The sequence below is a fragment of the Enterobacter sp. Sphag1F genome (assembly GCF_014193275.1).
Lineage (GTDB): Bacteria > Pseudomonadota > Gammaproteobacteria > Enterobacterales > Enterobacteriaceae > Pantoea > Pantoea symbiotica.
Genome location: NZ_JACHZD010000009.1, coordinates 21,635 through 41,961, shown reverse-complemented (window position 1 = coordinate 41,961; position 20,327 = coordinate 21,635). Strand labels below are relative to the sequence as shown.

16 protein-coding genes are annotated in these 20,327 nt (G+C 56.5%); 9 read left to right on the top strand and 7 right to left on the bottom strand.

Features of this window, described 5'->3' with window-relative positions:
* Nucleotides 1-87: 87 nt before the first annotated feature.
* Genes FHW71_RS22080 through FHW71_RS22070 form a run of 3 tightly spaced genes read right to left on the bottom strand, consistent with a single transcriptional unit; the run spans nt 88 to nt 3,403 of the window.
* Nucleotides 88-1,737: an ABC transporter permease subunit gene (locus tag FHW71_RS22080; protein ID WP_179453082.1), complete on the bottom strand. Its 1,650-nt coding sequence runs from the start codon at nt 1,735-1,737 to the stop codon at nt 88-90.
* Between the two features lie 3 nt (nt 1,738-1,740).
* Complete coding sequence (locus FHW71_RS22075; RefSeq protein ID WP_179453081.1) at nt 1,741-2,712, bottom strand: ABC transporter substrate-binding protein; 972 nt, start codon at nt 2,710-2,712, stop codon at nt 1,741-1,743.
* Nucleotides 2,690-3,403 carry an ABC transporter ATP-binding protein gene (locus tag FHW71_RS22070; RefSeq protein WP_179453080.1) on the bottom strand — a complete coding sequence of 238 codons (714 nt, stop codon included), beginning with the start codon at nt 3,401-3,403 and terminating at the stop codon, nt 2,690-2,692. Before FHW71_RS22070 ends, FHW71_RS22075 begins: the two co-directional genes overlap by 23 nt.
* A gap of 226 nt (nt 3,404-3,629) precedes the next feature.
* On the opposite strand from FHW71_RS22070, the gene FHW71_RS22065 reads away from it, so the two are divergent.
* On the top strand, nt 3,630-4,853 hold the full coding sequence (locus tag FHW71_RS22065; protein ID WP_179453079.1) for an MFS transporter: 1,224 nt from the start codon (nt 3,630-3,632) through the stop codon (nt 4,851-4,853).
* Between the two features lie 151 nt (nt 4,854-5,004).
* Here FHW71_RS22065 and FHW71_RS22060 read toward each other — a convergent pair whose 3' ends face one another.
* Nucleotides 5,005-5,820 (bottom strand): TIM barrel protein, encoded by an 816-nt coding sequence (locus FHW71_RS22060; RefSeq protein ID WP_179453078.1) that lies wholly within the window; start codon nt 5,818-5,820, stop codon nt 5,005-5,007.
* Between the two features lie 424 nt (nt 5,821-6,244).
* Here FHW71_RS22060 and FHW71_RS22055 point away from each other — a divergent pair, with 424 nt between their 5' ends.
* Together FHW71_RS22055 and iolB are read left to right on the top strand one after the other, a co-directional pair.
* Nucleotides 6,245-7,750 carry a CoA-acylating methylmalonate-semialdehyde dehydrogenase gene (locus tag FHW71_RS22055; RefSeq protein ID WP_061719751.1) on the top strand — a complete coding sequence of 502 codons (1,506 nt, stop codon included), beginning with the start codon at nt 6,245-6,247 and terminating at the stop codon, nt 7,748-7,750.
* Between the two features lie 24 nt (nt 7,751-7,774).
* Entirely contained in the window at nt 7,775-8,590 is an 816-nt protein-coding gene (iolB, locus tag FHW71_RS22050; protein ID WP_061719750.1) for a 5-deoxy-glucuronate isomerase, read from the top strand.
* 84 nt (nt 8,591-8,674) lie between these two features.
* Here the strand turns inward: iolB and FHW71_RS22045 are convergent, their stop codons facing one another.
* Both FHW71_RS22045 and iolC read right to left on the bottom strand, forming a co-directional pair.
* The gene (locus FHW71_RS22045) at nt 8,675-9,520 is read right to left on the bottom strand and encodes a MurR/RpiR family transcriptional regulator (RefSeq protein ID WP_008107943.1); all 846 of its coding nucleotides are present in this window, start codon (nt 9,518-9,520) and stop codon (nt 8,675-8,677) included.
* A gap of 288 nt (nt 9,521-9,808) precedes the next feature.
* Nucleotides 9,809-11,722, bottom strand: coding sequence for a 5-dehydro-2-deoxygluconokinase (gene iolC, locus FHW71_RS22040; protein ID WP_179453077.1), 1,914 nt, complete (start codon nt 11,720-11,722; stop codon nt 9,809-9,811).
* A 549-nt stretch (nt 11,723-12,271) separates the two neighbouring features.
* Between iolC and iolD the strand changes: the two genes are divergently transcribed.
* From iolD to iolE, 3 genes are all read left to right on the top strand, one after another.
* Entirely contained in the window at nt 12,272-14,206 is a 1,935-nt protein-coding gene (gene iolD / locus FHW71_RS22035) for a 3D-(3,5/4)-trihydroxycyclohexane-1,2-dione acylhydrolase (decyclizing) (protein WP_179453076.1), read from the top strand.
* 68 nt (nt 14,207-14,274) lie between these two features.
* The gene (locus FHW71_RS22030) at nt 14,275-15,288 is read left to right on the top strand and encodes a Gfo/Idh/MocA family oxidoreductase (RefSeq protein ID WP_008107937.1); all 1,014 of its coding nucleotides are present in this window, start codon (nt 14,275-14,277) and stop codon (nt 15,286-15,288) included.
* Between the two features lie 65 nt (nt 15,289-15,353).
* Nucleotides 15,354-16,250 (top strand): myo-inosose-2 dehydratase, encoded by an 897-nt coding sequence (iolE, locus tag FHW71_RS22025; RefSeq protein WP_061719747.1) that lies wholly within the window; start codon nt 15,354-15,356, stop codon nt 16,248-16,250.
* Nucleotides 16,251-16,330: 80 nt separating this feature from the next.
* Here iolE and glpD read toward each other — a convergent pair whose 3' ends face one another.
* Nucleotides 16,331-17,839, bottom strand: coding sequence for a glycerol-3-phosphate dehydrogenase (gene glpD, locus FHW71_RS22020; RefSeq protein WP_061719746.1), 1,509 nt, complete (start codon nt 17,837-17,839; stop codon nt 16,331-16,333).
* Nucleotides 17,840-18,189: 350 nt separating this feature from the next.
* Here glpD and glpE point away from each other — a divergent pair, with 350 nt between their 5' ends.
* From glpE to FHW71_RS22005, 3 genes are read left to right on the top strand one after another with little or no spacing between them, the layout of a single operon-like run.
* Nucleotides 18,190-18,516: a thiosulfate sulfurtransferase GlpE gene (gene glpE, locus FHW71_RS22015; RefSeq protein ID WP_008107933.1), complete on the top strand. Its 327-nt coding sequence runs from the start codon at nt 18,190-18,192 to the stop codon at nt 18,514-18,516.
* Between the two features lie 32 nt (nt 18,517-18,548).
* Nucleotides 18,549-19,373, top strand: coding sequence for a rhomboid family intramembrane serine protease GlpG (gene glpG / locus FHW71_RS22010; protein WP_061719843.1), 825 nt, complete (start codon nt 18,549-18,551; stop codon nt 19,371-19,373).
* Nucleotides 19,374-19,415: 42 nt separating this feature from the next.
* Complete coding sequence (locus tag FHW71_RS22005; protein WP_008107931.1) at nt 19,416-20,174, top strand: DeoR/GlpR family transcriptional regulator; 759 nt, start codon at nt 19,416-19,418, stop codon at nt 20,172-20,174.
* Nucleotides 20,175-20,327 lie beyond the last annotated feature (153 nt).

Genomic DNA, 20,327 nt, shown 5'->3' with positions numbered 1-20,327 from the left:
AGCTAAACCTACAGCCACGGCTTAAATAATGTTAATTACCAAGGTCATATTTATGCGTGATGAATCACACAGCTACGGTATGTATGACTATTTCTCATGACGCCGCATCAGCGTGGTCGCAGCTAACATCAAACTCAAACTGGCGAGCAGCGTCAGCGTAGCCATCGCCATACCTTGTCCCACCGAACCTTGTTCGAACTGACGCCAGATAAAGATCGCCACGGTTTGCGTGCCCGCCGGAGCCAGCAGCAGCGAGGTCACCAGCTCACGTGATGCCACGGCAAACACCATCATCATCGCCGCCAGCAAGCTGGGTGCCACCAGCGGCAGCACAACCAGCCGCAGCGCCTGCAAACGTGATGCACCATGCACGCGCGCCGCCGGTTCCAGCGTTGGGGCCAGCTGACGCAGCGCGCTACTGACATAGCGCACCGGCCACGGCAGCAGCAAACAACTGTACGACAACAGCAAAATAAACATCGTGTTATAGGGCGAAACCGGCCAGAAACCGCGGTTCCACAGCAGAATCAAACCCACGCCAACCACCACGCCCGGCATCGCCGCAGGCAGCAGCGCCAGGCCATCCATCATGGCTAGCAAACGGGTTTTGCCTTCCGACACGCGCCAGGCAATGAGAAAGCCCAGCGCGCCAGTCAGCAGCGCCGCGCCAAGCGCCAGGCCAATGCTGGTGGAGAAGGCCGCCAGCGCATCGCCTTGCTGGCTGAACAGCGCGCCGAAGTGGCGCAGCGTTAGATTGCTGAGATGCAATCCGCCCGAGAGCGTATTCAGTAAGCCGCTCAAGGTCATCGCGCCGAGCGGCAGCACCACCGCCAGCAGCACGGTGAGAGCAAACGGCAGCAGCATCAGGTTTTGTAAGCCGCCGGCATGCGCCAGTTCCTGAGTTGTCGGTTTACCGCCAACCGCCGTGACATCGCTGCTGCCGGTCAGTTTGCGCTGCAGCAGCCACGCCGTGAGCGCCACCAGGCTCAACATCAGTGACAACGACGCCGCGCCGGGCAGATCGATCGGCCAGTCGGCGAGTTTGGTTTCAATGCCAACGGTCATCAGCGTCAGCTTTGCCTGCGCACCCAGCGCTGCGGGCACGCCGTACTCTTCAATCGCCAGCGTAAATGCCAGCAGCACGCCGCCTGCCAACGCCGGTAAGGTGAGCGGCAAGGTAATGTGCCAGAAGCCGCGCCACGCCGATGCGCCGTGCACGCGCGCTACCCAGGCAAGGCGTTGCCCGCTCGCCAGCAGCGAACGCGACACCGCGAAATAGACTACCGGGAAGATGTTCAGCGTCATCACACCAATCATGCCGCTGCTGCTAAATAGCAGGCTGTCGAAGTTGATGCCGGTAAGTTGTTCGATATAACCGTTGCGTTGCAGCGCCAGCGTCCATGACAGCGCCACAATATAGGGCGGCGTCAGAAACGGGATCAGAAACAGCAAATCCCACAACGCCGCGCCCGGCAGGCGGAACAGGCCGCGCAGTGCGCCGAGCGGTAAGCCCAGCAGCAAACTGCACAGCGCCACGCCGCCGCCGATTTTCAGCGTGCCCAGCCACATCGATGCCAGCTGCGGATCGTCCAGCAGCGCCGGGAAAGCGCTAAAAGCGCCGCGCCAGCTGCCTTCACCGAAGTAAGGAAACAGCGCTTGCAGCACGATAAACAGCAGCGGCAGCGCCACCAGCAGTAATAACGCCAGCAGAATCAAGCCATTCAGGGCACGCGACATCGTTTACTGTCCGAACAGGGCGCCAAAGCGCTTCAGCACCGCCGAGCGCTCGCTGCTGCCATCCTGATTGGTCGGCAACAATTTGATCTCGGTGAACAGCGGGCGTTGCGCTTTGATATCGGTACGCGCCGGCATCAGCCAGGCTTTGGCTACTTGCTCCTGACCTTCATTCGACAGCACGTAATCGACGAATTTCTTCGCATCATCTGCGTGCTGGCTGCTTTTCAGGATCATCATCGGACGCGGCGCGACCACGGTGCCGTTTTCCGGGAAGATCACCTTCACGCTTTCGCCCTGCGCGATGTTGTTATAGGTGACGTAATCGACCGCGCCAAACACCGCCGCTTTCGCGCCTTGCAGCACCGGCGTCACCGCTTGCGCGTTCGGGCCGCTCATCACCATGCCGTTGGCTTTCAGCTGATCAAACAGCTGCCACGCTTTTTCGCCTTCGCTGTTTTGCAGGCCAATCAACAGATCGAGTGACGCGCCAGACAGCGCCGGATCTGGCGTGGTCACTTTATCTTTAAAGGCGGGCGCGGTGAGATCCTGCCAGGTTTTCGGTTCTGGCGTGTTGCTTTGCGTATTCCACACGATGCCGAGCGCGGAAATGCCTTGTGCGACATAGTTGGCGGTTTTGAACTGATCCGGCACTTTCGCCGCATTAGCACTTTCGAAAGGTTGCAGCCAGCCGCGCTGTTGCAGATCTTCGGCGGTATCCCACGAAGCCGAGATCAACACATCGGCCTGCGGATTGGCCTGTTCCGCTTCCAGACGCGCCATCACTTTGCCGGTGGTGGCCTGGAAAATATTCACTTTGATGCCGGTCTGTTTTTCAAATCCGGCGGCAAGACTTTTCGACAGCGAACCCGGACCGGCGGTGTACACCGTCAGCGCCTGGGCATCGTTGATCATGATGGCGGAAGTCAAAATCATCGCGCTGATGGCTCCTGTTTTAACTGACTTGAGAGATGGCATTGCGGTCCCCTGAGAGGTGAGTAACGGAAACAATCTGGCCCTGCGCCAGGTGAATGATGCGGTCGGCCAGCGTGTTGGCTTCCTCGCGATCGTGCGTAACGTAAACAGCGGTGATGCCCGCCGCGCGCAGCAAATCCGCCATGGTGTGAACCAGGGTTTCACGCAGGTCGCGGTCGAGGTTAGAGAGTGGTTCGTCGAACAGCAGAATGGCCGGTTTCGCCACCAGCGCGCGCGCCAGCGCCACGCGCTGCTGCTGGCCGCCGGAAAGCAACGCCGGTTTGCGATCGCCAAAATCAGCGAGGCCAACCTGAGCCAATGCGGCATCGGCCTGTTGTCGCGCGGCGGCTTTTTTCATGCCGCGCATGCGCAGCGGAAAGGCGACGTTTTGCGCTACCGACATGTGCGGCCACAGCGCGTAATCCTGGAACACCATGCCGAGGTTACGCTGCTCCGGCGCATCGCAGTGGCGCGGCGAGGCCACGCAGCGTTCGCCGATCCACAGTTCACCGGCGCTTGGCTGCAGCAAACCCGCCAGCAGTTTCAAAAGCGTGCTTTTGCCACAGCCGCTCGGGCCGAGCAGCGCCAGGATTTCGCCTGCGGGAATGGTCAGGGAGAGATCGTGCAGAATAGTCAGGTTACCCACCGACCATCTGAGATTTTTCAGTTCAATAGGCAGCGCGGCATGCGTCATCGGCCACCTCCCGCGAAGGAGTTAGCGTTACGCACGCGCGCCTGAGAAATCAGGGGCGTCATCAGATTGTTATCCTCTTTGGGATTTGATTGAGGGCGAGTCTACGAGCGCGATATGACGAAATGATGACCGTAAAACTGGGCATTTCACTGATGCGGATAAAACCAAAAGGCGTATAGTTATCCTCTTGTTATGAAAATTCCGTCACCCACGAGCGCAATCACTCATGCCTGACCTGCCTGCCGCCGCACCTGAACATGGCCGTTTTCGCCTCAATTTACTGATCCTCTCCATCGTGAAGTTCAACTTTGCCAGCTATCTCACCATCGGCTTGCCGCTGGCGGTGCTGCCCGGCTTTGTCCATGACGGACTGGGCTACAACGCCTTCTGGGCCGGATTAGTGATCAGCCTGCAATACATCGCCACGCTGCTCAGCCGCCCGCACGCCGGACGCTATGCCGATCTGTGGGGGCCGAAAAAAGTGGTGGTGCTGGGGCTGGTGGGCTGTTTGCTGAGCGGCATCTGTATTCTGCTCTCGGCGCTCAGCGACGGGCAGGGCGTGCTGAGTCTGGTGCTGCTGTGTCTGGGGCGCGTGATTCTCGGCGTGGGGCAAAGCTTCTCCGGCACCGGTACGTCGCTGTGGGGCGTGGCGCGCGTCGGTTCGCTGCATATTGGCCGGGTGATTTCGTGGAACGGCATTGTCACCTACGGCGCGATGGCAATCGGTGCGCCGCTCGGCGTGGTGATTTTCCGCAGCGGCGGCTTGCTACTGCTCTCCGGCATCATCATTGCTATTTGCGTGCTGGCGATTGCGCTGGCGCTGCCGCGTGCGCCGGTGAAAGGCAGCAAAGCCAAGCCGCTGCCGTTCCGTGACGTGCTGAGCAAGGTGTACGGTTTTGGCCTGATTCTGGCGATGGGTTCCGCCGGATTTGGCGTTATCGCCACCTTCATCACGCTGTTTTATCAGGATAAAGGCTGGGATGGCGCTGCCTTCGCGCTGACCATGTTCAGTGCCGCGTTCGTCGGCACGCGACTGCTGTTCCCCAATGCCATTAATAAGCTCGGCGGTTTGCGCGTGGCGAGTATCTGTTTCGCGGTGGAAGCAGTTGGCCTGTTTCTGGTGGCCGGTTCGTTCGATCCGTGGATGGCGAAGATGGGCGCATTCCTCACCGGCGCGGGTTTCTCGCTGGTGTTCCCGGCGATTGGCGTAGTGGCGGTAAAAGTGGTACCACAGCAGAATCAGGGCAGCGCGCTTGCCACCTATACTGCGTTTATGGATTTGTCGCTGGGTATCACCGGGCCGATTGCCGGTTTTATTATGAGTTACGCCGGTGTGTCGCTGGTCTATTTCCTCACCGCGCTGCTGGTGTGTTTAGCGCTGTTCTGCACGCTGCGCATGATTAAGCGAATGCCGGAAGATCCGGTGGTGGAGATTAAAGAGAACGCGTAATTGGCGGTCGCCATTAATGGCGACCCTACGGGTTTCGTAGGGTGCGCATTCATGCGCACCTGGTTTAGCAAAGATGAACGGTTTAAAAAAAAGGCCTCCGACCGAGGCCAACACTAGCAAAATGTGTCATTAGACACAGATAAGGGTTCGTTTAGGCTTGCAGCAACTCAATGCTGTAGCGAATTTGGCGTTCGATCTCTGCTGTATTCCACGTCTCCAGTTCCGACGAAAACGGCTCAAATGCGTAAACGCCTTTATAGCCCAGCATCTCCAGACGTTTCACCTGCGCCACGCTGTTTAGCACATCGCGGTCGCTGAGCATGATACGTTCTTCATCGGTCAGTTGCGCCGTCGGGCGGGTATCTTCCACACCAGACAAATGCACCAGCCCAATATGGTTGATATCAATCTCCTGCGGGAACTCGTTTTCGGCGTTCTCATACAGGTGATGATGGAACGTATCGAGCAGCACTTTGAACGGTACTTTTGCCTGCTGAATCAGCTTTTGCGTTTGCACCGCCGAGCGCAGCGAACTGACCGGGAAGCCCAGCGGTTCCACCAGCCCCTGAATGCCATACTTCTCAAAGCGCGGTGCCAGCACCTGCAGCGCTTCCAGCGTCTGCTGGGGCGAAATCTCAATCCCTTCATTCAGCGGACACATCACCAGCGCTTTTGCGCCGATGGCTTGAGCTTCCTGCAGTAGCGCGTCGGCTTTAGTCAGCAGCGCCTGATCAGCACGGTTAAACGGATAGAGCGCATTAATCGTGACGATTTCAATATGGTACTTATCCGTTAGCGCTCGCAGCTGCGCCACGCTGAGATCATCGGTGACCTTGCCGCTCTGCATGTCATTACGCAGTTCAACCTTGCTCAATCCCAAACGCTGCACCAGCTGAAAGAAGGCTTCCAGCGACAGCCTGGGCGCAATTTTACGGTTAATACAGAAACGGGTTGGATCGATGGCCATAGGCGGCTCCTGTAAACGGATACGGTATCGGTGCTGCAAAGAGAACATTTATTTCATTATTATTGAATTATGAAATATCAGATATTGGATCTGCCTCGCAAAAATTTCATATTTCGTTTCGCGTTGCATGTGGAAGCTAGATTTCAGACACAAATTCTGTGCGCGCAACGGCTTAGCTGTGATGCGGTTTGACATACCTGTAGCGCCAGTAGGGAAGCGCTACGGGCGGATTTGCACCCGGCTGTCAGCGCAGGCGGAAAAAATGCGATCCATGCCGCTAAAAGGAAATTTTCCAAAAAGAAGTATTTGAAAAATTCATTTCATTACTATAGCTTCATAGCACGCTTTAAGTATTGCCTGCACACGCAGCGTCGCGGTTCGAACGGGCTATCTGCAGGGAACTTCACATCTAAGAGGCAACGACATGACTATCGTAGGAAACTTTATCGGCGGCAAAATTACCCACAGCGCCAGCAATGAAACCATTCCCGTGTATGATCCAGCGACCGGCAAAGTCGTGCGTGAACTGACGCAGAGCACCGCTGCTGAAGTGGAAAAGGCGATTGAAGTCGCTCATGCCGCGTTCCCGGAATGGTCGAAAACCGCGCCGTTGCGTCGTGCCCGTGTGATGTTCAACTTTAAAGCGCTGATGGAAAAACATCGCGAAGAGCTGGCGGCACTGATCGTGTCTGAGCACGGCAAAGTGTGGTCCGATGCGCTGGGTGAACTGACGCGCGGTATCGAAGTGATCGAATATGCCTGCGGTATTCCACATCTGATTAAAGGTGAAAACTCACCGAGCGTCGGCACCGGCGTTGATAGCTACTCGCTGATGCAGCCGGTCGGCGTTGTGGCTGGTATCACACCGTTCAACTTCCCGGCGATGGTGCCACTGTGGATGTTCCCAATCGCGCTGGCGTGCGGTAACACCTTTATCCTCAAGCCACCGGCGCTGGATCCATCCGCTTCTGTGCGCATGGCCGAACTGCTGAAAGAAGCCGGCTTGCCGGATGGCGTATTCAACGTGGTGCATTCGTCTAACGAAGATGCCGAGCAGCTGTACAAAGATCCGCGCATCGCCGCAGTCAGCTTTGTCGGCTCTTCCGGCGTAGCGGAGCACATCTACAAAACCGCCAGCGCCCACGGTAAACGTGTGCAGGCGTTCGGCGCGGCGAAAAACCACGCCATCGTAATGCCCGATGCCGATCTTGATGCCACCGTGAACGCCATTATGGGCGGCGCGTTTGGTTCAGCGGGTGAACGCTGCATGGCGCTGCCAGTTGTTGTTGCCGTTGGTGACGACACCGCAGACAAGCTGATTGCCCGTCTGACGCCGCTGATCAAAGCGCTGCGCGTTGGTCCTGGCATCCAGAAAGGTGCCGAAGAGAATGAAATGGGGCCGGTGGTTTCTGCTGCGCACCAGAAAAAAGTGCTGGGCTACATCGACAAAGGTGAGCAGGAAGGCGCGAAGCTGGTGGTTGATGGCCGCGGCATCCAGGTTGCTGGCCATGCAGAAGGTTACTACGTTGGCGGCACGCTGTTCGACAACGTGACTTCGGATATGACCATCTGGCGCGAAGAGATCTTCGGACCGGTGCTGAGCATCATGCGTTCCAGCGATTTCGACAGCGCACTGCAGCTGGTTAACAGCCACGAATTCGGCAACGGCAGCGCGATCTTCACCAGCAACGGCCACACCGCGCGTGAATTCGTGCAAAACGTCGAAGCCGGCATGGTTGGCGTTAACGTGCCGGTTCCGGTACCAATGGCATTCCACAGCTTCGGCGGCTGGAAACGTTCGGTGTTTGGTGCGTTGAACGTGCACGGTCCAGACGGCGTGCGTTTCTACACCCGCATGAAAACCGCCACCGTGCGTTGGCCGAGCGGTCAGCAGACCGTCTCTGAGTTCAGCATGCCGACGCTGGGCTAATTTCGCTCAACAAGGAGGAACAGGATGTCTCTGATTTCGAAAGCGCAAAAACCCGACAGCAACGGCCGTATCCAGAACGTCACGCCGGAAAGCGCGGGCTGGGAATACGTCGGCTTTGATGCCTATCTGCTGAAAAAAGGGCAGAGCCTGAAGCTGAGCAGCGGCGACAAAGAGTTGTGTCTGGTGCTGGTAGCGGGCTTTGCTTCGGTGAAAACCCGTCACGCCGAGTTCCCCAATCTGGGTAAGCGTCTGTCGCCGTTTGAACGCATTCCACCTTATTCGGTGTACGTCCCGCATAACGACGAAGTGGAAGTGTATGCGGATAGCGATCTGGAGCTGGCGGTGTGTAATGCACCGAGCCGCGGCAGCCTGCCGGCGCGACTGATTGCGCCGGAAGATGTTGGTGTTGAGCAGCGTGGTAAAGGGCGTAACCAGCGTCTGGTGCACAACATTCTGCCAGACAATAAAGAGGCCGACAGCCTGCTGGTGGTGGAGGTGTATACCGACGAAGGCGCGACCAGTTCGTACCCAAGCCATAAGCACGACCAGAAAGACAGCCCGGACGAAACCTATCTGGAAGAGACGTATTATCACCGTTTCGATCCTGAACCAGGTTTCGCTATGCAGCGCGTTTATACCGACGACCGTTCACTCGACGAGTGCATGGCGCCGTATAACCGCGATGTGGTCACGGTGCCGCGTGGTTATCATCCGGTGGCGACCATTGCCGGTTACGATAACTACTATCTCAACGTGATGGCGGGTCCAAAACGACTGTGGAAATTTACCTGGGAGAAAGATCACGCCTGGGTGAACAGCGACCAGTATCCGCGTTCGTAACATGCGCACCAACGTAAAAAAGGGCAGCCAGGTGGCTGCCCTTTTTGTTGGGTGGTCGCCATGAATGGCGACCCTACGGGATGATTATTCGCTGGTGACGTTGTTGTTCAGCGCTAACGATACGGCGAGCGTTTGTGCCAGACACAGCGAAGCCACCTGCGAACGGAAGCCATCCACCTGCGCTTCACGCACCACAAAGCACACATCGCTGAAGGCGGCCAGCGGGCTGACTTGGCTGTCGGTGATGGCGATGAGATGCGCACCACGCTTAGCGCCTAGCTCAACCAACTCCACCGCTTCACGCGCGTACGGCGAGTAGCTGATGGCGATCACCACGTCTTTCGGATTCACCATGCTCAGCTGCTCGGTGAACATGCCGCCGAGGCCGTCGATCAGGAACGCACGACGCTCCAGATGGCGCAGCGCATACACCAGATACGATGCCACGCTGAATGAGCGACGCAGGCCGATGATGTAGATGTTCTCAGCTTCATCGAGCATTTTCACCGCGCGATTCAGCTGATCTGGATTGACCTGCATCGCCAGCTGTTGCAGCGCCTGACTGTTCACCATGGTGAAGACGTTGAGGATTTCGGCCGGGCTTTCGGGTGAGGTGGCGCTGTCGTCGGTGGCGGTCTGGCGGAACAGACGTGCGCGCTCGGTGTAGTTAACCGTTTCTTCCATCAGGTGCTGACGGAAAACCTGTTTCATTTCGTTGAAGCCGCTGAAGCCAAACGCGTTGGCAAAGCGGATCAGCGTGGAAGGGGGGACATCCGCATGTTGCGCGATAGAGGCAACGGTATCGAAAGCGATGCTGTTACTGTTATCAAGGATATAACGAGCCACCTGCTTCAGGCGTTTGCTCAGCGTCTCATAGCGACGACGGATCTCGTCCTGTAACAAGGTTAATTGCGTTGGATTATTGGTCATTACTTCGGCCCGCTAAAAAAGAAAATATGGCTGGATAATGAGCGCTATAGTACCAGATGGATGGAAAATTTCATTTGTTTGACATCATCGTGACGCTTATTTCATCGGTTTATGAAATGCCTCACAAAAAGAGGGACAAACAGGGCGGGAGTTATGCTGTTACCAGGTCGCCATAAATGGCGCCCCTACAAACAGACACGTAGGGTCGCCATTTATGGTGACCTGGACAAGGTGCGTGACCAAAAAAAACGGCCCATCAGGGCCGCTTCATTGTCATCTAACGCATCGTTATCCGCGCACAGCGCGCCAGTAGCCGATCAACCGCAGGTAGTTGCCTTTCACGGTCTCAATCAGCGCTTTATCATCCAGCTCGCCTTGCAGCCACTGGCGTGATGGCTGGCCGAAGATGGTGCGACCTACTGCGAAACCCTTCACCCACGGCGCTTGCGCGGCGGCGGCGAAACCGGCTTTCAGTGTCTCTTCCGGCGCATCAAGGCCCAGCAGCAGAATGCCGCGACAGTGCGGATCCTTCTGCTCGATCAGCCCGCTGATCGCCTGCCAGCTCTCGGCAGACAGCGGCGGCAGTTTCCACCAATCCGGCTGAATGCCAAGGCTGTAGAAGTGGCTCAGCATGTCGTAATAGTAAGATTCATTACGGTCCGGATTGCTCTCCGGCAGAATCAGTTCCAGCAGCAGTTCGTGCCCGCTCTTGTTACAGCCATTCCACACATCCAGAACCAGATCATCCTGCTCTTTACGCAGTTCAGCGCTGTCGTGCGGATGGTAGAACACCAGGCATTTCACAACGTGCTCGGCTGGCCAGTCGACCAGCTGCGAGCCGATGTTGCCGTGCTCCAGGCGCAGCGGACGTGAACTTGGCAGCTCAATCGGACGTCCAATCCACCAGTTTTTACCGGTAATCGCGTTCAGCGCTTTCTGGCCGTAAGTGGTATCCGCGAGGATGCCGCTCTTCTCATTCAGACCGGCTTCGTTAGCCGCTTCTTCTGCGGCACGCAGCAGCAGCAGTTTCAATTGTGGAATGCGCTCTTCGCTGACGCCCGCTTCGCGCGCCATATCAGCCAACTGCTTGCGATGGTCGAAGGCGAAGACATTCAGCTCAGGCCACTGCTGTTTACGCGTGGTAACGCGATGCAGGTGATTGAGACGCGCATCGAGATCCGGACGTTTCACGTCTTTATCGCGACTGAGGAAATCATCCAGCTCTTCTTTGGTTGGCATCGCTGGTGCGCAGCCGTGACGCGACACTACCAATGCGCCACAGGCGTTGGCGTAACGGCACGCTTGCTCCCAGCTTTCATCGTTCAACCAGCCGCGCAGCAGTCCAGACATAAAGGCATCGCCCGCGCCCAGCACGTTCAATACTTCTACGCGCACGCCGCTCTGCAGTTTGGTCTGTTCCCAGCTATCCGGGATCTCGCCCTCAAACACTACGCAACCCAGCGGACCGCGTTTGCACACTAATGTGGCCTGGCTCGATTTACGCACATTTTTCAGCGCAGTCAGCGTGTCGGTGCTGCCGCCGGCGATATGGAACTCTTCTTCCGTTCCGACCACCAAATCGAAATAGTGCAGCACTTCCTGCAGCTGTTGCGTCACTTCGCCTGATTCAATGAAACGCGTTTCGCCGTCGCCGAGGGAAGTCAGTCCCCACAGCACCGGACGATAATCGATATCCAGCGCGGTGCGCAGGCCGTTGCGTTTGGCGATATCCAGCGCTTTCAATACTGCGGCGCGCGTTTGTGGATGCGACAGGTGCGTGCCGGTGACGGCGACCGCACGTGAAGAGGTGATGAACTCTTCTTTAATATCTTCCGGCACCAGCCCCATATCGGCGCAGTTGTCGCGGTAGAAGATTAGCGGGAAGCTCTCTTCATCTTTGATCCCGAGGATCACCAGCCCGGTCAGGCGATGCTTATCGGTAATCAGGCCATCGGTGTTGCAGCCTGCACGTTGCAGCTCTTCACGCAAAAAGCGGCCGTTATGTTCGTCACCCACACGCGCCAGCATCGCCGATTTCAGGCCCTGAATGGCCGTACCGTAGGCCACGTTGCCGGAAGATCCGCCGAGATATTTGTTCAAGCTGGTCATATCTTCCAGACGTGATCCAATTTGCTGACCGTAGAGGTCGACGGCGATGCGTCCGATACAAATCACATCAAGCCGCTTCTGTTGTGTACTCATACCTATTGTTTCCTTCTGTGATAAGCAGACACTGCGGGCGCTGCCGCCCAACGTCGAGCGCTTTGCTTCCGGGTTCTCAAGGTGCCTGATTGGCTTTGGTCGCAGTATGAGGAATAAAAATTCCAAATTCAATATGAAATGAAACATTCATCACGATTTTGTGAGCCAGGTAAAACTCTGACGAAGCCGCAAAGCAGCCGCGCATTCACCGAGAGTTTCAGTGATAGTCAGGCTTGTGAGCCAGGTCTCAGGAAAGTGCTGGCGAATCAAGGAAGCTACTGAAGTGAAATGAAATTTCGTTATGACCGGCAAATGACCTTTTACTGTTCCAATTTTCCCCCTTTCGCGGCTCGCGCAGCCCACGTTTCATTGCTGAATTTGATCTCCATCGCAAAATGAAATGTTTCTTCTGTAATCGTGTTTAATGAAAAAAATATTTGTTTATAATCGCCTCACGTTTCACTTAATCCGCGGGCGCCGTGAACGGCAGTTTTTACCCGAACCGCGATGTACCTCACCGCAGGTACCAGCATGTAAAGGAAGAAGCATATGGGCACAATCAGACTCACCACGGCACAGGCGCTGGTAAAATTTCTTGATAACCAATACCTGAACGTTGACGGCGTTGAAACCAAATTTGTGAAAGGCATTTTTGCCATTTTCGGTCACGGCAACGTGCTGGGATTGGGACAGGCGCTGGAGCAGGACAGCGGCGATCTGGTGGTGCATCAGGGTCGTAACGAGCAGGGCATGGCGCACGCCGCCATTGGTTTTGCCAAGCAGTCGCTGCGTCGTCAGATTATCGCCTGTACTTCATCGGTTGGTCCCGGCGCAGCCAACATGATTACCGCTGCCGCCACCGCGACTGCCAACCGCATTCCTTTATTGCTGCTGCCGGGCGATGTATTCGCCACGCGCCAACCGGATCCGGTATTGCAGCAGATCGAACAGAGTCACGATCTCAGCATCAGCACCAACGACGCGTTCCGTGCAGTCAGCAAATACTGGGATCGCGTTAGCCGTCCAGAGCAGCTGATGACCGCCTGCATCAACGCCTTGCGCGTGTTGACCGATCCGGCAGAAACCGGCGCGGTGACGATTGCGCTGCCGCAGGACGTGCAGGGCGAAGCGTGGGACTTCCCGGAATACTTCTTCCAGAAACGTGTGCACCGTCTGGATCGTCGTCTGCCAACCGCCGCGCAGTTACAAGACGCGCTGGCGCTAATTGCGCGCAAACACAAGCCGTTGATCATTGTTGGTGGCGGCCTGAAATATTCCGACGCCGGTGATGCGCTGCTGAAATTTGCCGAGCGCTTCAACATCCCGTTTGCCGAAACTCAGGCCGGTAAAGGCACCATCGTTTCCGATCACCCGCTGAATGTCGGAGGCGTGGGCGAAACCGGCTGTCTGGCGGCCAACCTGCTGGCGAAAGAGGCCGATCTGGTGATTGGTATCGGTACGCGTTACACCGACTTCACCACCGCGTCGAAATGGATTTTCCAGAATCCGGATGTCAGCTATCTGAACCTCAACGTCAGCAACTTCGACAGCTATAAGCTGGATGCGGTGCAGCTACTGGCGGATGCGCGTGAAGGTTTAACCGCGCTGGAAAGCGGTTTGAAAGGTTTCGAAAACCATTGGGGCGGCCAGATTGAGCTGTCGCAAAGCAAGTTGCTAAAAGAGACGCAGCGCGTCTATGCCGCGACCTACAACACCGACGATTTCATTCCGGAAATCGCCGACCACGCCGATCGCGAAGCGCTGTTTGCGGAGTTTGAGCGCCTGACGAAATCGGTGCTGACGCAGAGCAGCGTGCTGGGCACCTTAAACGAGCAGCTCCCAAAGGATGCGGTGATTGTCGCGGCAGCGGGCAGTCTGCCGGGCGACCTGCAGCGCGTGTGGCGCACCAAAGATTACAACTCGTACCACGTTGAGTACGGCTACTCCTGCATGGGTTACGAAGTGAATGCCGCGTTGGGCGTGAAGCTGGCGCAGCCGCAGCGTGAAGTCTACGTCATGGTCGGCGACGGCTCGTTCATGATGCTGCACTCCGAGCTGGTTACGTCGATTCAGGAAGGGGCGAAAATCAACGTGGTGTTGCTGGATAACATGACCAACGGTTGTATCAACAACCTGCAGATGGAACACGGCATGGACAGCTTCACCACCGAGTTCCGCTTCCGTAATCCGGAAGGCGGCAAGCTGGATGGCGGGTTTGTGCCGGTGGACTTCGCGGCGATCGCCGGCGGTTACGGCTGCAAAACCTACCGCATCACCACGCTTGAGCAGCTGGAAGCCGCGCTGATCGATGCGCAGAAACAGACTGTTTCCGTGCTGTTCGACATCAAAGTGCTGCCAAAAACCATGGTGCACAAATATTTCAGCTGGTGGCACGTCGGCGTGGCGCAAACCTCCACCTCCGAGCGCACGCAGGAAGTGGCCGACAACCTTAACGTGCATATCGAACAAGCACGTAAGTATTAAAACCTCTTTTAGGCCGGAGCTCTCCGGCCTTGTTTTACCCTAACTTATCCGACTCTACAGGTGTAATTATGACGCTCAAACTCGGTGTAATTGGTACCGGTGCAATTGGTCAGGAACACATTCGTCGCTGCAATAACGTTTTGCAGGGTGCGAAAGTGGTGGCGGTTTCTGATATCAACGTGGAAGGCGCGCGCGCTGCGCTGCAACGTCTGAATATCGAAGCCGAGGTTTATCAGGATGGTCATCAGGTGATCAACTCGCCAGATGTTGACGCCGTGCTGGTGACATCCTGGGATCCGACCCACGAAGAGTTCACGCTGGCGGCCATCGCTGCCGGCAAACCGGTGTTCTGTGAAAAGCCGCTGGCGCTGAGCGCTGAAGGTTGCCGTCGCATTGTCGATGCCGAGATCAAACATGGAAAACGTCTGGTGCAGGTTGGCTTTATGCGCCCGTACGATTCCGGCTATCGCGCGCTGAAAAAAGTGATTACCGACGGTGAAATCGGCGAGCCGCTGATGCTGCACTGCGCACACCGCAACCAGAGCGTCGGCGAGAATTACACCACCGACATGGCGATCACCAACACCCTGATTCACGAGCTGGACGTGCTGCGCTGGCTGACGGAAGACGACTACAAAACCGTGCAGGTGGTGTTCCCGCGTACTACCTCGAAGTCTCATGCCAAGCTGAAAGATCCGCAAATCGTGCTGTTCGAAACGCAGAAAGGCATCCGCATTGACGTAGAGATCTTCGTTAACTGCGCGTACGGCTACGACATTCAGTGTGAAGTGGTGGGCGAAGAGGGCATCGCTAAGCTGCCTGAGCCTTCGGCGATCCAAACGCGCAAAAACGCGCGTCTCGGCGTGCCGCTGCTGACCGATTGGAAAGATCGTTTCATCGATGCGTATGACGTTGAACTGCAAGCGTTTATTAATGACGTGAAAGACGGCCAACTGACCGGACCTTCTGCCTGGGATGGTTTTGCTGCTTCCGTGGCCGCCGATGCCTGCCAGAAAGCGCAGAACAGCGGCGCAATCGAGCCGGTTACCATGCCGCCGCGTCCGGATTTCTACGCCAAATAACTGAGCTGTGCGCTAAATACTCCTCGGCGGCTCAGCGGCCGCCTCTGTGAATCAGGGACAACAAGATGAACAAAGACAACGTTAAACTGGCGATTGCGCCAATTGGCTGGACCAACGACGATATGCCGGAGCTGGGCAGCGAAAACACCTTCCAGCAAACCGTCAGTGAAATGGCGCTGGCAGGCTTTACCGGCAGCGAAGTGGGCAGCAAATACCCGCGCGATCCGGCGATTCTCAAGCCGATGCTGGATATCCGTGGTATTCAGATCTGCAACGCGTGGTTCAGCACCTTCTTCGCCAACGGCGAAAAAGCGAAAACCATCGACGAATTCACCAATCACATGAACTTCCTGCATGCGATGGGCGCGCGCGTGATTGGTTGCTCCGAGCAGAGCAAAAGTATTCAGGGCACCACGCTGGCGGTGCTGGAGCAAAAGCCGATTTTCAGCGATGAAGAGTGGCGCTTAACGGCGGAAGGCTACAACGAGCTGGCGGAGATCGCCGCGAAGAAAGGCATGCGTTTGACGCTGCACCATCACATGGGCACCGGCATCCAGACGCCAGCCGAGATTGATCGCTTTATGGAATCGACCAATGAGAATGTTGGCCTGCTGTACGATACCGGCCACATCTACTATTCCGAAGGCTCACAGCAAGCAATGCTGGATGTGCTGACCAAATATCTGCCGCGTATTTTCCACGTGCATCTGAAAGACGTGCGCGACAGCGTGGTCGCGGAAGTGCGCGAGAAATCCCTGTCGTTCCTTGATGGCGTGAAGAAGGGCACTTTCACTGTGCCGGGCGATGGCGTGATCGATTTCAAACCGGTGTTCAAAATCCTCGACGATTACGGCTATAAAGGCTGGATGGTGGTGGAAGCAGAACAGGATCCGGCGCTTGCCAATCCGTTCGAATATGCGGTGAAAGCGCGTAAGTACATTCGTGAGAATGCGGGGTTGTAAATAGTGCAGGGATTGAAAAGGTCGCCATGAATGGCGACCCTACGTAAACGGGGCGTCATTAACGACGCCCCGTTTTTATATTATGACGCTAACGACAACGCCGGTTTCTGTGCGTTAACCGCCAGCCACTCAGCAATGCGTGCCTGCTCGGCTTCGTTTAGCCACATACCTTGTTTGGTACGACGCCAAATCGCATCATCCAGCTCGCGTACCCATTCGTTTTTCACCAGGTAACGCAGCTCGGCTTCGTAGAACTCGTGACCGAAATTCTCGCCCAAATCGTCGATGCTCTTCGCGTCTGCCAGCAGCTCTTCGGTGCGACTGCCGTAAGTACGCGCAAAGTGGCGCGCCATGCCTTCGCTGATAAACGGATAGCGACGACGCAGGCCAGCGGCGTAATCATCGCGTGAACCGGAGAAATCACCGCCCGGCAATACCGCGTTTTTAGTCCACGCGGGGCCGATGTTCGGGTAATACTTGGTCAGTTTCTCCAGCGCATGTTCCGCCAGCTTACGATAGGTGGTCAGCTTACCGCCGAACACTGACAGCAGCGGCGCCTGGCCGTTGTCGTCATGCACATCCAGCGTGTAATCGCGGGTGATGGCCTGCGGCGAATCCGATTCGTCATCGCACAACGGACGCACGCCTGAGTAAGTCCAGACGATGTCATCTTTGCTCAGCTGCTGTTTGAAGTGTCCGTTGAACACTTTCAGCAGGTAGCTGATTTCGTTGTCATCGATCTTCACGTCTTTCGGATCGCCTTTGTACTCCACGTCGGTGGTACCAATGATGGAGAACTCGTCCATCCACGGAATGACAAACACGATACGGTTATCTTCGTTCTGTAGGATATATGCCTGCTTTTCGCGGTGGACGCGCGGCACCACAATGTGGCTGCCTTTGATCAGACGAATGCCGTACGGCGATTTCAGCTTCAGGCCATCGTCGAAGAACTCTTTTACCCACGGACCGGCCGCATTGACCAGACCTTTAGCGCGCCAGGTGTAGGTTTTGCCGGTATCAATGTCTTCGGCTTCCACCATCCACAAACCGGCTTCACGCCAGGCGCGGGTCACGCGAGTGCGGGTGCGCACTTCGCCGCCCTGTTTTTCCACTTCCTGCGCGTTGAGAACCACCATGCGCGCATCATCAACCCAGCAGTCAGAATATTCGAATCCGCGCGTGATCTCCGGCTTGAGGGCCGAATCCGCGCCAAAACGCAGGCTTTTACTGCCCGGTAGCGTGGTGCGTTTGCCGAGGCGATCGTACATAAACAGGCCCATGCGGATCATCCACGCCGGACGCAGATGCGGACGGTGCGGCAGACGGAAACGCATCGGGAAAGCGATGTGCGGCGCCATTTTCAGCAGCACTTCACGTTCTGCTAAGGCTTCACCGACCAGGCGGAATTCATAGTGCTCAAGGTAGCGCAGGCCGCCGTGAATCAATTTCGAGCTGTTAGAGGAGGTTGCACAGGCCAAATCCCGCGCCTCCAGCATCAGCACCGACAGTCCGCGTCCTGCAGCGTCCACTGCAATGCCGGCTCCGTTAATGCCGCCGCCGATCACGATCAGGTCTTTGGTTTCCACGTCATCTCCTCCGATGTTCGGAATAGTTCTAAAATGTTCGTTTTCGAGCGTAATAATAATCGGAAACCAACATCGACGCCAGCGGTTAACTGAATAAAAACATTTTTGCGTGATATAGCTAACATTCCGACAGGAAAAAAATCACATAACCATAAAGGTTGTCAGGTTATCGCGGCGGCTTCTCAGGTTAAACTAGGCGCTAATTGTGTAATGCTTATGAGTTGAGCATGTTTAGGTCGCCATGAATGGCGACCCTACACCGGGCAATCGTAGGGGCGCCATTCATGGCGACCTGGCAGCAACACCGGTAATTTTTAACCGCTAATTGTGACCAAGTAATGAGAGACACCATGGAAACCTTCGAGTGTATTAATGTCCTGCAGGCGCAAGAGCATCTGGCACAAGGTGCGCAGCTGGTGGATATCCGTGATCCGCAGAGCTTTATGATGGGCCACGCGGCGGGCGCGCAGCATCTGACCAATGACAATCTGGCGGATTTCATCGCCAACGCGAATCAGGCATTGCCGGTGCTGGTGATGTGCTATCACGGCAACAGCAGCAAAGGCGCGGCGCAGTTCTTGCTGGGCCAGGGATTCAGCGCGGCGTACAGCATTGACGGCGGATTTGACGCCTGGCGCGCGGCATTCCCGGCGCAGGTTGCCCTCGGCGACGCCTAAGCCCATCGCATAAGGAAGGAGAGCACCGCATGATGCGCATCACCCAGTTTAACAATCCGCGCATGGCGCAGGCGTTTGTCGACTACATGGCGACACGCGGCGTGACGCTACGCATTGAGCGCGAAAGCCACTTCGTCATCATGTTGGACGATGACAGCAAGTTTGAGATGGTCGAAAACGAACTCGCGCAGTTTGTGCGCGATCCCAACCATCCGCGCTATCAGGCCGCCAGCTGGCATAGCGGCAGCACCGAAAGTGGCTTGCGTTACGAGCGCACCAACATCTGGTCGAGCATTCGCGAACGCGCAGGTCCGCTCACCATGACCATCATGATCGCCTGCATCGCGGTGTTTATCCTGATGCAGATCGTTGGTGATGATGTGGCGCTGGATTGGCTGGCGTGGCCAGCGGACTCTTCGCAATATTTCCAGGTATGGCGCTGGTTTAGCCATGCGCTGCTGCACTTCTCGCTGCTGCACATCCTGTTCAACCTGATGTGGTGGTGGTATCTCGGCGGTGCGGTCGAGAAGCGTCTCGGCAGCGGCAAGCTGTTTGTGATTATGCTGATCTCGGCGCTGCTGACCGGCTGGATGCAGGCCAAGTTCAGCGGCGTGCTGTTTGGTGGCTTGTCGGGTGTGGTTTACGCGCTGATGGGTTACTGCTGGCTGCGCGGCGAGCGTGATCCCGAAAGTGGTATTTATCTTGAGCGCGGCCTGATTGGCTTCGCGGTCGTATGGTTGGTGATTGGCTGGTACGGCGCATTTGGTCTGTCGATCGCCAACGCCGCGCACGTCACCGGCTTGCTGGTGGGTTTAGCGATGGCATTTGTTGATACGCGTAAGATCACGCGTCGTTAGCAGCACCAATAAAAGAAGCGGCTACGAGCCGAGGAGAGAGATGTGAAGCAGACGCAACGTCATGACGCCATTATCGATCTGGTCCGGCGTCAGGGATATGTCAGTACCGAAGAGCTGGTGGATCACTTTGAAGTCAGCCCGCAAACCATTCGGCGTGACCTGAACGACCTGGCCGATCAGAACAAAATCATGCGTCATCACGGCGGGGCGGCGTTGCCGTCCAGCTCAGAAAACACCGCATGGCAGGATCGTAAGATGATGTGGTCGGCGGAGAAAGCGCGTATCGCCGAGCGTGTGGCGAGCCAGATCCCCGATGGCGCGACGCTGTTTATTGATATCGGCACCACGCCGGAAGCGGTGGCACATGCGCTGCTCAATCACAATAATCTGCGTGTCGTCACCAACAACCTCAACGTAGCAATTCTGCTGATGGCGAAACCGGATTTCCGCGTGATTATCGCCGGCGGCGAAGTGCGCACGCGCGATGGCGGCATCATGGGCGAAGCGACGCTGGACTTCATTTCCCAGTTTCGTCTCGATTACGGCATTCTCGGTATCAGCGGCATTGATATGGATGGTTCGCTGCTGGAGTTCGATTATCACGAAGTGCGCACCAAACGCGCCATTATCGAAAACTCACGCTGCGTGATGCTGGTGGTGGATCACTCGAAGTTTGGCCGCAATGCGATGGTCAACCTCGGCAATATGAGCCTGATTGATTACATGTATACCGACCAAAGCCCGCCGGCTAGCGTGCTGAAAGTGATTGAGCAGCACGAAGTTCACCTCGAATTGTGTTGATAGCCTGGTAAACGGTCGCCATGAATGGCGACCGTTTGATACCCAGCGTGCACGATTTTTTTCCTGGTACTGACATTTCCCTGTCGCTTTTTTCTGCGGCCCCAGCTTTACTTATCCTTTCACCTCTTGCGCTCGCCCCGGCTTTACCGTTAA